Below are 12,307 nucleotides of genomic sequence, written 5' to 3' on the forward strand. Positions count from 1 at the left end.
CGAGGGCGCCCGCCATCGCCCGGGCGCCGGCCACCCCGTCCAGGGCGTTGGTGACCCGGGCGTCGGCCTCAGCCGAGCGGGCGGCCCCGGCCGGGTCCCCGCTGTGCGCGGCGCCGAAGGCGACCGCGCGCACGGCCGCGGCGTCGTCGAAGTGGTGGGGGTTGTCGTGCCCGCTGACCGGCGGCCGGGTGCCGCGCGCCAGGTGGTCCAGTGCGGTGCGCACCGAGATCCGGGCCCGGATGTCGGTGCGTTCGGCGATGTCGCCGAACGCCTCGGCCCGGTCGCGACCGATGGTGCGCGCGGTCCACGCCAACCATTCGGCGTCGTCGGAGGGGCCGAGCGCCAGCGGGGCGACGGGCTGGTTCAGCGCGAAGGGCACCGGGAGGGTGGTGACGCCGTGCTCCTCGGCGAAGAGGTCGAGTTCGCGGCCCAGCCGACGGGTCCAGGGCGCAAGCAGCCCGAACCGGTGCCGGGCGGCCGGCCACCCGGCGGCGTCACCGATGGCCAGCCCGGTGAAGGCCCCGCGGATACGGTCGCGGCGGACCTCGGGCCGCGCGGGTGCGCCGCCCGGTGCGGTCGGCCGCTCCCCTGTGTCGGGTCCGGTCATGACGCGGGCCTCCCCTTCCCCTGTGCCGCGACGAGCAGGTCGGCGGTGTCGGCGACGTGGCGGCCGGCCACAGCGGGCAGGCAGGCGCCGCGGACCGGGCCGATGGCGCGGCGCCAGCGGTCCGGGACCCCCGCGCTGCCGTGCCCGGCGCCGGCCATCGCCCCGGCGATGGCGGCGGTGGTGTCGGCGTCGCGCCCCAGGTTGGCGGCGGTGACCACGGAGTCCTCGACCGCGCCACCGCCCGCGAGGTAGGCGGCGAAGGCGAGGGCGACCGCTTCGGGCGCCAGGTCGGTCCAGGGGTAGTGGCCTTGCACGACGGCGTCGTGCAGGGCGCGGGTGAACTCCTCGCCGGGTCCGGGGTGGGCGCGGGCGACGGCGAGGGCGGCGCGCAGGTTGCGTCCGGTCCAGGAGTCGGCGGGGACGGCCGCGAGCCCCGCCGCCACGACCGTGTCCGGGCCGGCCCCGGTCATGGCGGCCGCGACGGCGGCGGCGACGGCGCGCCCGCCGAGGATGCCCTCGCCGGACTGGCTGACCGACCCGTCGATGGCCACCAGCCGGGCGGCTTCCTCGGGGTCGCCCGCGGCGAACACCCCGTAGGGTGCGGCGCGCATGGCCAGGCCGTCGGACCAGCCGTGGTGGTGGGCGCGGCCGGTCAGGGGCGGGGTCAGGCCGCGGCGCAGCGCCTGCGCGGTGCCGAGTTCGGAGAACCCGGCGCCGCGCATCGGCCCCTCGATGGTGAGGACCTGTTCGCGGTAGGCCGCCACGACGTGGTCGGCGGTGAGCGCGTGGCCGTGCTCGGCGAGCAGCAGCGCGGCGAAGACGGAGTACTCGGTGTCGTCGGTGCCCGCTGCGACCCCGTCGGGGCCGGTCTCCAGTTCGGTGAGCCTCCCCCACCGGCGGGCGATCTCGCCGGGCGCCAGGTTCTCGGCGGGCCGCCCCAGGGCGTCCCCGGCCGCCAGGCCGAGGAGGGCGCCCCGGGCGCGGTCGCGCACGCCGGCGGTGGGGACCGTGTCCGTCATCAGTTGTACCGGCTCAGCACGTCGTTGCCCTCGGTCTCCAGCCGCTCGCTGAGCTCGTCGATGTCGATCTCACCGCTGAAGTACTCCTCCAGAGCGGGCTGGGCGACGCGGTTCTTCCACTCGTCGAAGCCCTGGACGTGCAGGTAGGGGGCGACGACGAGGTCGTCGGCCGAGGCGGTGGCGACGTCCCAGTCGTTCTCCTCGGTAGTGAGCTCCGGTGCCGCGGCGGCCTCCTGGCTGGTGGGCAGCAGCCAGTCGCCGAGTGCCAGGTCGACCTGGTTCTCCGCGTTCGTGAAGAAGGAGATGAACTCGGCCGCCTCCTCGGGGTGGGCGCTGTCGGCGGCGACCGAGAGCGTCTGGGAGGCGGCGCCCTGCTCGGCGGTGTCGCCGACCAGCGGCGGGATGGTGACCCAGTCGAAGTCCTCGGGCGCCTGCTCCACGATCTGCTGGCGGGCGTAGACGCCGACCTGCACCATCGCGTACTCCTCGGCGAAGAACGCCGGCAGCGGGTCGGAGCCGGACATGCCGACCGTGCCGGGGTCGGCGGTGTGGTCGGTGTGGATCTGGTCGTGGATGCGCTCGAGCACTTCGCGCTCGGGGTCGCCCATGCGGGCGGTGGCGCGGCCCTCGTCGTCGACGTCGAAGAACGTGCCGCCGTAGTTGAGCGACAGGTTCAGCACCCGGTTGACGGGGCTGCCCAGCGGCCAGGCGACGGCGTAGGTGTCGTCGTCGGTCAAGTCCTTGCTGATCTCGGCGAACTCGTCCCAGGTCCAGGGGTCGTCGGGGGTGGGGATGCGCACGCCGGCGTCCTCCAGCAGCGCGCGGTTGGCGATGAACACCTGCGACTCCTGGAGGAAGGGCACCCCCACGATCTGGTCGCCGAAGGTGGCGGTCTCCCACGCCTCGGGGCGGATGTCGTCCTTGAGGTCGTCGGGGAGCATGCCGGTGAGGTCGGTCAGGTAGCCGCGCCCGGCGAAGCCGGCCAGCGCCGGGGAGTCGTTGTGGATGACGTCGGGCGGGTCGCCGGCCTCGAACCCGGTCGTGAGCTGGTCGTTGACGTTGTCCCAGCTGCCCTGGACGTACTCGACCTGAATATCGGGGTGGGCCTGGTTCCACTCCTCCACCAGCCGCTCGTTGGCCTCGACCGACTCCGTCTGCCAGGCCAGGCTGAGGAACTGGAGCGTGACGGGGCCATCGTCGGCGCCCGAGCCGCACGCGCTCAGCGCGAGCGTCCCGGTGAGAGCGGCCGCGGTCAGCGGCACGAAGCTGCGACGCATGGGGAACACCTCCTGTGGTGCCGGGTCCGCCGGGGTGGCGGAACCGCGTGGGCCGAAACGGCGGGTCATCCCTTCACCGCGCCGGAGACCAGGCCGCCCTGGAGGCGGCGCTGGATGAATGTGAAGAACACCAGGCTCGGGATGGTCGCCAGCAGGGATGCGGCGGCCAGGGGCCCGAGCCGGACCACGCCCTCGGGGCCGGTGAAGCGCACCAGGGCGAGCGGGAGCGTCTGCACCTGCGGGTCCTTGAGCAGGATGAGGGCGAACAGGAACTCGTTCCACGACGAGATGAACCCGAACATCAGCGCGGCCACGACCCCGGGGGCCAGCAGCGGGGCCACGACGCTGGCCAGCGTCCGCCACCGCCCGGCGCCGTCGACCGCCGCGGCCTCCTCCAGCACCGGCGGCACCCCGCGGACGTAGCCCTGGAGCATCCACAGCACGAACGGCAGGCAGAAGGTGACGTGCACGACCACGAGGCCGGTGAGCGTGTTCACCAGGCCCATCGTGCGCAGGATCATGAACACCGGGATGATGATCAGGATGAATGGGAAGACCTGGCTGACCAGCACCCACCCCAGCGCCACCGAGTTGAGCCGCGAGCGGAACCGCGCCAGCGCGTAGGAGGCGGGCAGCGCGATGAGCACCACCAGGACCGCCGAGGCGAGCGCGACCACCAGGCTGCGCTGCGCCGCGCCGATGAGGTCCTGCTCGCCGAACGCCGCGGCGAAGTTGGCGAGCGTGGGCTCCAGCGGGATCCAGGTGGGGTCCAGCCGCGCCATCTCGCGCGAGGTCTTCAGTGCGGTCGAGGCCAGCCACACCAGCGGGAACCCGAGGAACACCAGGTAGCCCGCCAGGGCGAGGTACTGGAGTGCCCGGCCCGTGGCGCGCCGGGCCCGCCGGCCCGACCACACGGTGGGTGTCGCGCTCATCGCAGCTCCTTCAGTTGGCGGCGCAGGTAGACGGCGAGCACCGCGAGGACGACGATGACGATGGCGACGCCCATGGCCGCGGCGTAGCCGAAGAAGCCGTAGCGGAACGCCTCCTCGTAGGCGTAGAGCATCGGCAGCCGGGTGCGCCCGCCCGGGCCTCCCTGGGTGAGCACCCACACCAGGGCGAACTCGTTCATGTTCCACACGAAGTTCAGCGAGGTGATGGTGGCGACCACGGGGCGCAGCTGGGGCAGGGTCACATTGCGGAAGCGCCGCCAGGCGCCCGCGCCGTCGACCTCTGCGGCCTCGTGCAGTTCGCGCGGCACACCCTGGAGCCCGGCCAGCAGCACGATGGTGGTCTGCGGCATCCCGGTCCACACGCCGACGACGATGATCGCGGGCAGCGCCACGGAGAAGTCGTTGAGCCAGTCGATGTCGCCCGAGATCAGCCCGAGGTCGCGCAGGGTGGCGTTGAGGATGCCGGCGTCGGGGTGGTACACCAGCCGCCACATCAGGCCGACGATGACCGGCGGCATCGCCCACGGCACCATCGCCAGGGTGCGGGCCAGCCAGCGCAGCCGCAGGTCTTGGTCGAGCAGGAGCGCCAGGCCCATGCCCGCGGCGAGCTGGAGGACGGTGACGCCGACCGCCCACACCAGGCCGATCTGGAACGACGCCCAGAAGTCGCCGTCGGCGAGCAGCTCGGCGAAGTTCTCCAGGCCGACGAAGCCGATGTCGACGTTGCGCCCGGAGCGGGCATCGGTGAAGGCCAGGTAGGCCCCATAGACCAGGGGCGCGACGCTGAAGAGCAGGACCGGCACCAGTGCCGGGACCATCAGCGCCAGGACCGAGCGGTCGGGCCGGGCCGCCCGCCGCCGGCGCGGGGGCGCGCCGGGTGCGGGCGGGGTGGGCTCAGCCCGCGGCGGAGCCGTCGTCGACGACACGTGCACCTCCCGTTGATGCGCGCACGATCAGGCGCGGTTCGACAGTGACGGCCCGGGGCGCGGACGGGGCGGCGCCGGTGTCGGCGCCGAGCCGGTCCAGCAGGAGCCGGGCGGCGTGGGCGCCGCGCTCGGCCGATCCCAGTGAGACGCTGGTCAGCGGCGGCCAGGACACCGCCGCCAGGTCGGTGTCGTCCATGCCCACCACCGCGACGTCGCCGGGCACGTCCAGGCCGCGGGCGCGCAGGGCGTCGAGCGCGCCCAGGGCGATGAGGTCGTTGGCGCACAGCAGGGCGTCGGGCATCGGGGCGGGGGCGTCGGCCATCCGGTGCACGGCCTCGGCGCCGGTCTCGCGGTCGAAGCGGCCCTCGTGGACGGTGCCGTCGGCGACGGCCAGCCCGGCGCGGGCGGTGCCGGAGCGGAAGGCCTCGGAGCGGGCGTGGCCGGGGACGGTGTCGGCGGGGCCGTTGATGAAGCCGATCCGGCGCCGGCCCAGGTCGGCCAGGTGGCGCAGGGCCATCTCGACGCCGCGGCGGGAGTCGGTGCGGACGTTGTCGGCGAGTCCGCTGTCGGGCAGGGAGCCGATGACGACCACCGGGGCCTCGGCGGCGCGCAGCTCGGCGAGGTGGTCGGGGGTGACGCGGATGGGGACGATGATCAGGCCGTCGGCGTAGCGCTGGCCGAGGCCGCGCAGCACCTCGATCTCCTCGGCGGCGTCGGCGCCGGTGGAGTGCAGGACCAGCCGGTAGCCGGCGGCCTTCAGCAGCGGCTGGATCTCGCGGAGCATGGCGAGGTAGACGGGGTTGCCGATGTCCTCGACGGCGAAGGCGATCTGGTGGGTGCGGGCCGACTTCAGCGACCGGGCGACGGAGTTGGGGACGTAGCCCAGGCGGTCGGCGGCGTCGAGGACGCGGCGCTCGGTCTCGGCGCGGACGGGCAGGCCGTTGAGCACGCGCGAGACCGACGCGATCGACACGCCCGCCGCCTGGGCGATCGTGGTGATCGTCGGGCTGGTGCGCGAGGCCATCCGTTCCTCCCCTGATCTGTGCGGACGCGAACTGTAAACGTTTACAGCAGGAGGCGGTGTGAATTTCTGTAAACGTTTACGGCGGATGGCTCCCCATGGAACATCCCGAGTGTGACGCACGTCAAGCCGCGTTACAGAGTCGTTGCCGAACCCGACATCCCGGACACGGGCCAGGGCTCTGCCCGTTGACACCGATCCGAGCCCGCATTTACATTTGGCAAGCGCTTTCCAAAGGCTGGGCGGGTCTCCTGCCGGTCCGGCCGGCGGCCCGGGCGGGCCACCGCGCCGCCGGCCCGAACCGGCCCCGGAGCAGGGAAGGGATGTCCACGATGAGCGAGGAACCGCTGCCCGTGGTGGTGGCCGGGGTGCACGGGCACGGCCGCACCCACCTGGCCAACGTCCGCAGGCTCGCGGCGGAGGGGCTGGTGCGCCTGGCCGGCGTCTGCGACAGCACCCCGTTACCCCCCGAGGAGCTGCGCGCCGACGGCGACGTCGGGCAGGACGCCGACCTCGGCGCTCTGCTGCGCCGCACGCCGGCGGCCGTGACGATCCTGGCCACCCCCATCCACACCCACCTGCCCCTGGCGCGCACCGCCCTCGAGCACGGCTCGCACCTGCTGCTGGAGAAGCCGCCCACGGCGACCCTCGCGGAGTTCCGCGCGCTCAGCAGCGCCGTGGAGACCGCCGGGGCGGCCTGCCAGATCGGCTTCCAGAGCCTGGGATCGACCGCGGTCGACGCCGTCCGCGATCTCATCGCCTCCGGCGCGATCGGGGAGGTCACCGGGATCGGCGGGGCCTGCACCTGGATCCGCACGTCGGCGTACTACGACCGCGCCGCCTGGGCCGGCCGGCGCCGGCTCGACGGCCGCGACGTGGTCGACGGCGCCCTCACCAACCCTTTCGCCCACGCCGTCGCCACCGCCCTGGCCGTGGCCGGCGCCGACCGAACGGCGGCGGACGGCATCGAGCTGGAGCTCTTCCACGCCCACGACATCGAGAGCGACGACACCTCCTGCGTCCGGCTCCGCGCCCCCGACTCCACCCCCATCTGCATCGCGGCGACGCTGTGCGCGCCGCAGCACCGCCTGCCGCGGCTGATCGTCCACGGCCGCGCCGGCCGGATCACCCTGTTCTACACGCGCGACGAAGTCCACCTGGAGCGCCCCGGCGTCGCCCCGGAGATCACCACGCATCCGCGCACCGACCTGCTGGAGAACCTCGTCGCCCACCTGCGCGACGGTGTCCCGCTGCTGGTGCCGGCCGGCCGCACCGAGGGGTTCATGTCGGTCCTGGAGGCGATCCGCCGGGCCCCGGCGCCGCGCCCCATCCCCGCGGCGGAGCAGACCGTGACCGCCGAGGCCGACGGCGTGCACCGCGTGATCACGGGCGTCGAAGGCCTCATCGAGGAGTGCGCGCAGCGCATCACCCTGTTCTCCGAATCCGGCGCCGCCTGGGCGGCCCAGGGCTAACTGGCCCCCGCTCGCGCGACACTCCCGCCCACCGGCCCGCCACCAACGACCCCCCGTCCCCCTCCCCCGGCCTCGCCGGGCCTGCCCGCAAGGAGCCCCCGTGCCCGACCCCCGCAGCATCGCGCTCACCTGCCGGGGCGCGGTCGTCGCCGAGTACGACAGCGGCACCGATGTGGACCCCGTCCTGTCGCCCCGCCCCCACCTGCACCCCGTGCGCACCCTCACCGGGACCGTGGTCACCGAGACCCACCCCGAGGACCACCGCCACCACCTGGGCGTGGGCGTCGCCGTGGCCGACGTCGCCGGGGTGAGCTTCTGGGGCGGGACCACGTTCGTGCGCGACCGCGGCCCGGTCCTGCTGGCCAACCACGGGCGCCAGGAGCACCGGCGGTGGCGGCGCGCCGCCCCCTCCGCGCGCACCGAGGAGCTGGCGTGGGTGGGCACCGACGGGTCGGAGCTGATCAGCGAGGTGCGCGACACCACGGCGCACGACCTGGGCGAGGGCGTGTGGGCCCTGGACCTGCGCACCCGGCTGCGCAACAGCAGCGGGCGGCGGCTGCGCCTGCACAGCCCTGCCACCAAGGGCCGCCCGGGCGCCGGGTACGGCGGGTTCTTCTGGCGCGCGCCGATCGCCGCCGAGGCGCCGCGCTGCATCGGCCCCACGGCGGAGGGCGAGAAGGCGCTGCACGGGTCCCGCTCCCCCTGGCTCGCGCTCAGCGGGCGCTCCACCGCCGGGGCGCCGTGGACGCTGGTGTTCGTGGCCGCGGGCGAGGTGCGCGACCCCTGGTTCCTGCGCGCCGGCCAGTATCCCGGCGTCGGCGCCTCCCTGGCCTGGAGCCACCCGTTGGAGGTCGGCCCGGGCGCGGTGATCGACCGCCGGGTGGTCACCGTCGTGGCCGACGGCCACCCCGACCCCGATACCCTGGCCGCCCTGGCGGCCGCCGCGCACGCCTGCTCGGCGGACGATGCGGCCGGTGCCCCCGGCGCGGGCGGGTGATGCGCCCGCCGGCGGTCGCGCCCCTGCGCCGCAGGTTCGCCTGCGCCCCGCTCGCGCGGGGTGCCCGGGCCCCTGCCCCGACCCCGGCGCGTCCCGGGGCCTGACCACACCCACCCGACCGATCACGCGATCAGCGAAGCAGACAGGACCAGCACCATGCGCACCCTCGTCACCGGCGGATCCGGCCGCCTCGGCCGCAGCGTCGTCGCGGAACTGGCGGCACGGGGACACGAGGTCACCTCCGTCGACGTCGCCCCGGGGGCGGCCCCGGGGGTGACGCCGCGCACCGCCGACCTGCTGGACGAGGCGGCGCGCGAGGCGGTGTTCACCGAGGCGCGGCCCGAGGCGGTGATCCACCTGGCGGGCGTGGCCGTGCCCTTCGGCCGCCCCGACACCGAGATCCTGTCGGTCAACACCCGGCTGGCCTGGGCCGTGCTGTCGGCGGCGGTGGCACACGGGGCGCGTTCGGCCGTGGCGGCCTCCAGCCCCACCGTGTTCGGCTACGGCCCTGAGACCTGGGCGCCCCGCTACCTCCCCCTGGACGAGGAGCACCCGGTCGCCCCGTGGCACTCCTATGGGCTGAGCAAGGCCATCATCGAGGAGACGGTGCGCACCCTGGCGCGCGCCGGCAGCGGCGGGTGCACCCTGGCCGCCGTCCGGCCGGGCTACGTGCTGGCGCCCGAGGAGTGGGCCGGCGCCACGACCCAGCAGGGGCACACGGTCGCCGAGCGCCTGGCCGACCCCGGGCTGGCCGCGGGTTCGCTGTTCAACTACATCGACGCCCGCGATGCGGCCGAGCTGTTCGCGCTGATCGCCGAGCACCCCGAGCGGGTGGCCAACGGGCAGGTCCTGCACGCGATCGCCGAGGACGCGCTCGCCGAACGCCCGCTGGCCGAGCTGCTGCCCCGCTACCACCCCGGTACCGAAGGCGCCGCCGCCGGACTCACGGGGACACAGGCGGCGTTCACCTCCGGCGCCGCGGAGCGCGCCCTGGGGTGGCGGCCCACGCGCGACTGGCGCACCGAGCTGGGGCGCGCCGACGCGCCCTGAACCGGCCCGGCCGCGATCCTGGTCCGATACCCGCCCGGCCTCCCTGACCGGGCAGGTCCGGGCGTGTCCGGTATCACGGCTGGTAACAGGTGCGCGTCGGCCGTTGGGCGGCCGGGGCGGTCCTATCATCGAACGTCGGAAAGAGTTTTCCCGGACCGGGCGGAGGAACGCCGTGACTGGCGGATACGTGACACTGGAACAGGTCGCCCGGCACGCCGGGGTGTCGCTGGCGACCGCATCGCGGGTGCTCAACGGCAGCACCCGGCAGGTCGGCAAGAAGCTGCGCGAACGGGTCACCACCAGCGCCCATGAGCTGGGCTACCTCGCCAACGCCTCAGCGCAGACGCTGGCGCGCAACACCAGCTCCCTGGTCGGGCTGATCGTGCACGACATCGCCGACCCCTACTTCTCCAGCATCGCATCGGGGGTCACCCGCGCCGCCGAGGACGAGGGGCTGATCGTGATCCTGGGGACCACCGCGCGCACGCCGCAACGGGAGCTGGAGCTGCTGGCCACGCTGCGCTCGCACCGGGCGCGCGCGGTGGTGCTGGCGGGCAGCCGCACCGTCGACGAGGAGAGCACCCGGCGGCTGGCCGACGAGATCACGATGTTCGCCGGGCGCGGCGGGCGGGTCGCCTGCGTCTCCCAGGAGGGGCTGCCGGCCGACACCGTGGTCCCCGACAACCGCAACGGCGCCGCGGAACTTGCGCGGCGGCTGATCGAGCAGGGACACCGGCGCTTCGCCATCCTCGCCGGGCCCACCGACCTGCGCACGGCCCGCGACCGGCTCGACGGGTTCCACGCGGCTCTCGCCGGAGCGGGGATCGAGCTGGCGCCGCACAACGTCGTCCACGGCGCGTTCACCCGCGACGGCGGGTACGCCTCCACTCGCCGGCTGCTGGCCGAGGGCACCGACGCCACCTGCCTGTTCGCCGTCAACGACGTCATGGCCACGGGCGCGATGGCGGCGCTGCACGACTCCGGGCTCCAGGTGCCGCGCGACCTGTCGGTGGCGGGGTTCGACGACATCCCCACGCTGCGCGACCTCACGCCCGCGCTCACCACGGTCCGGCTGCCCCTGGAGTGGATGGGCGAGGAGGCCGCCCGCCTGGCGCTGGAGGACGAGCAGCCCGATCGCCCGCGCACGGTCCCGGTGGCCGGCGAGGTCGTGATGCGCGAGAGCACGGCCCCGCCCTCGTCCCGCGCCTGAGCCGGGCCGGTGCCGCTCGGCATCAGAGGGCTCCCGAGGCACGCGCCGGAGCCGGGCGGAAACCCCCGAGCCGCGGTCGTGGGTTGGACGCCGCGTGCCGCACGGCGGAGTGGGACGGGTGCCGCAGCCGGCCGCCGAGTCGGCCGGACGCCGCGCGTTCGCCGTCGCCGCGGAGACCGGATACGGACGCGCTCCTAGAGGGCGCCGATGTGGTCGGCGAGGCGGGTCAGGGCCGCGACCTCGCCGGGCAGGCGCCGGATGCGGTCGGCGATCTCGGCGTCGAGGCGGGCCGCGTCCATCCAGCCCGAAGGGGGAAGCTCGCCGAGCGAGACGCGGACCAGCTCGGTGATGTGGCACAGCGTGAGCGCCGAGGTGCGCAGGAACCGGTCGGGGCCGAGGTCCACCGGCCGCCCGCCCGCCTCGCGGTAGGCGCGCAGGATCGCGGCGACGCGCTGGGGGTCGCTACCGCCGAAGGCCAGCGCGGCCCGGCCGGCCTCCATCGTGGCGCTCTCGTAGCAGACGCTCTCCCAGTCGACCAGCGCCGGGCCGTCGGCGGTGATGAGCACGTTGTAGGGCTCGAAGTCCCCGTGGGTGGCCACCCGGTCGTCCGCGCGCTCCCAGGCCGCCGTGAGCCGTTTCGACAGCCCGAGGACCGTGTCCATGTGGTCGCCGAGCGGGCCCGCCCACGCCCGGTCCAGGTCGGACGCCGCCGTGATCCACCCCCGCCAGGTGGCCTCGGGGTAGACCCCGAAGCAGTCCCACGCCGAGCCGAGGCCGGTTTCGGCGGGCGCAACCCCGTGCAGGGCGACCAGGGTGCGGGCGACCCAGTCCGTGAGGTCGTCGGCGGAGCCGGGGTCGCGGTGGTCGAGCCACTCGTAGGCCCGGAACACGCCCTGTTCGCCGACGCGGGCGGCGCAGCCGAACGCCGGCCGCTCGGGTTCGACCGGCCGCGCGGTCACGATGGGGGTGGCGGAGCGGACGCGGCGCTCGAAGTCCATCTTGGCGGCGACGTGACGCCACCACGGCGGGTCCTCGCCCGCCCAGAGGCGTTTGACCAGGTAAGAACCTGACTCGGTGGTGAACTTCCACCGTGCGGCACCGGGCTGGCCGACGGCGGCGGGCGCCTCGGTCAGCGCGCCGAGGCCGAACGCCCCCGCGATCGGTCCGGCGGCGACGCGGGCGTCCATGTCGGTCCCTTCGAACGGCTGCGGTGCGGTGGCCACGACGCGCGGCGCGGTCGCCGCACGGGCCCGGCCGGCAGGTCCCGGGGCCCCGCATCCGCGGTGCACGCGACCCGCGACGGTGTCGCGCCGGTACCGCCACGGAACGCGTGCCCGGCCTCCGGCCAGGCGCATTCCCGCGGCACGACCGCGCCCATCGGTCGAACATACCGGGCCGGAAGGCCGATGCCATGGAACCCGGCCCCGCCGCACCACCCGGTGTCGCCGCGCCCGGCCGGCAACCCACCGACCACACCAAGGCGACCACCTGCCGACCACGCGAAGGTGACCCCCGCGCACGCGCGGCCGCCCGGTCACGACGGCCAGGGCCGCCACGGAACGAGCTCCGGGCCACGGGCCGACGCGCTTGCCCACGGCGCATGTCCACGCGCACCGCTCGAAAACCCGGTCCGGATGGCCCAAGCCGTGGGACCGGGACACCGACCCTCCTCCCGGACCCGGTCACCCTGTCCTGTCACAGCGGATGACCGCGCGAGCGCCCCGATCAGGCGCCGGGGTGATCACTCGCGCTCGCGTCGTCTCGGCGGCCGCCCGGAC

Annotated in this window: 11 protein-coding genes; 4 read left to right on the forward strand and 7 right to left on the reverse strand. The window is 75.0% G+C overall.

Features of this window, described 5'->3' with window-relative positions:
* From ACFOVU_RS10300 to ACFOVU_RS10325, 6 genes are all read right to left on the reverse strand, one after another.
* Window positions 1-607 (reverse strand): ADP-ribosylglycohydrolase family protein (locus ACFOVU_RS10300; RefSeq protein WP_378532238.1); only part of this gene is annotated, 607 nt, incomplete at its 3' end.
* Window positions 604-1,626 (reverse strand): ADP-ribosylglycohydrolase family protein, encoded by a 1,023-nt coding sequence (locus ACFOVU_RS10305; RefSeq protein ID WP_378532240.1) that lies wholly within the window; start codon window positions 1,624-1,626, stop codon window positions 604-606. The genes ACFOVU_RS10300 and ACFOVU_RS10305, both read right to left, overlap by 4 nt.
* Entirely contained in the window at window positions 1,626-2,903 is a 1,278-nt protein-coding gene (locus ACFOVU_RS10310) for an ABC transporter substrate-binding protein (protein WP_378532242.1), read from the reverse strand. Before ACFOVU_RS10310 ends, ACFOVU_RS10305 begins: the two co-directional genes overlap by 1 nt.
* Before the next feature lie 65 nt (window positions 2,904-2,968).
* Window positions 2,969-3,835 carry a carbohydrate ABC transporter permease gene (locus ACFOVU_RS10315; protein WP_378532244.1) on the reverse strand — a complete coding sequence of 289 codons (867 nt, stop codon included), beginning with the start codon at window positions 3,833-3,835 and terminating at the stop codon, window positions 2,969-2,971.
* A complete protein-coding gene (locus ACFOVU_RS10320) occupies window positions 3,832-4,779 on the reverse strand; it encodes a carbohydrate ABC transporter permease (protein WP_378532246.1) in 948 nt (315 codons plus the stop codon). The genes ACFOVU_RS10315 and ACFOVU_RS10320 overlap by 4 nt, the downstream gene beginning before the upstream one ends.
* A complete protein-coding gene (locus ACFOVU_RS10325) occupies window positions 4,748-5,803 on the reverse strand; it encodes a LacI family DNA-binding transcriptional regulator (protein ID WP_378532248.1) in 1,056 nt (351 codons plus the stop codon). The genes ACFOVU_RS10320 and ACFOVU_RS10325 overlap by 32 nt, the downstream gene beginning before the upstream one ends.
* 329 nt (window positions 5,804-6,132) lie before the next feature.
* Between ACFOVU_RS10325 and ACFOVU_RS10330 the strand changes: the two genes are divergently transcribed.
* The 4 genes from ACFOVU_RS10330 (at window position 6,133) to ACFOVU_RS10345 (ending at window position 10,529) form a co-directional block, all read left to right on the forward strand.
* Window positions 6,133-7,272 (forward strand): Gfo/Idh/MocA family protein, encoded by a 1,140-nt coding sequence (locus ACFOVU_RS10330; protein WP_378532250.1) that lies wholly within the window; start codon window positions 6,133-6,135, stop codon window positions 7,270-7,272.
* A gap of 100 nt (window positions 7,273-7,372) precedes the next feature.
* Window positions 7,373-8,269: a DUF6807 domain-containing protein gene (locus ACFOVU_RS10335; protein WP_378532252.1), complete on the forward strand. Its 897-nt coding sequence runs from the start codon at window positions 7,373-7,375 to the stop codon at window positions 8,267-8,269.
* 156 nt (window positions 8,270-8,425) lie between these two features.
* The gene (locus ACFOVU_RS10340) at window positions 8,426-9,319 is read left to right on the forward strand and encodes an NAD-dependent epimerase/dehydratase family protein (protein ID WP_378532254.1); all 894 of its coding nucleotides are present in this window, start codon (window positions 8,426-8,428) and stop codon (window positions 9,317-9,319) included.
* A 172-nt stretch (window positions 9,320-9,491) separates the two neighbouring features.
* On the forward strand, window positions 9,492-10,529 hold the full coding sequence (locus ACFOVU_RS10345; protein WP_378532256.1) for a LacI family DNA-binding transcriptional regulator: 1,038 nt from the start codon (window positions 9,492-9,494) through the stop codon (window positions 10,527-10,529).
* Between the two features lie 194 nt (window positions 10,530-10,723).
* Here the strand turns inward: ACFOVU_RS10345 and ACFOVU_RS10350 are convergent, their stop codons facing one another.
* Window positions 10,724-11,716 (reverse strand): aminoglycoside phosphotransferase family protein, encoded by a 993-nt coding sequence (locus tag ACFOVU_RS10350; RefSeq protein WP_378532258.1) that lies wholly within the window; start codon window positions 11,714-11,716, stop codon window positions 10,724-10,726.
* Between the last annotated feature and the right edge of the window lie 591 nt (window positions 11,717-12,307).

The organism is Nocardiopsis sediminis, from assembly GCF_042650565.1.
Lineage (GTDB): Bacteria > Actinomycetota > Actinomycetes > Streptosporangiales > Streptosporangiaceae > Nocardiopsis_B > Nocardiopsis_B sediminis.

Coding starts and splice junctions, on each gene's coding strand:
- ACFOVU_RS10305 (WP_378532240.1), bottom strand. CDS start 1,626: ATGACGGACACGGTCCCCACCGCCGGCGTGCGCGACCGCGCCCGGGGC.
- ACFOVU_RS10310 (WP_378532242.1), bottom strand. CDS start 2,903: ATGCGTCGCAGCTTCGTGCCGCTGACCGCGGCCGCTCTCACCGGGACG.
- ACFOVU_RS10315 (WP_378532244.1), bottom strand. CDS start 3,835: ATGAGCGCGACACCCACCGTGTGGTCGGGCCGGCGGGCCCGGCGCGCC.
- ACFOVU_RS10325 (WP_378532248.1), bottom strand. CDS start 5,803: ATGGCCTCGCGCACCAGCCCGACGATCACCACGATCGCCCAGGCGGCG.
- ACFOVU_RS10330 (WP_378532250.1), top strand. CDS start 6,133: ATGAGCGAGGAACCGCTGCCCGTGGTGGTGGCCGGGGTGCACGGGCAC.
- ACFOVU_RS10340 (WP_378532254.1), top strand. CDS start 8,426: ATGCGCACCCTCGTCACCGGCGGATCCGGCCGCCTCGGCCGCAGCGTC.
- ACFOVU_RS10350 (WP_378532258.1), bottom strand. CDS start 11,716: ATGGACGCCCGCGTCGCCGCCGGACCGATCGCGGGGGCGTTCGGCCTC.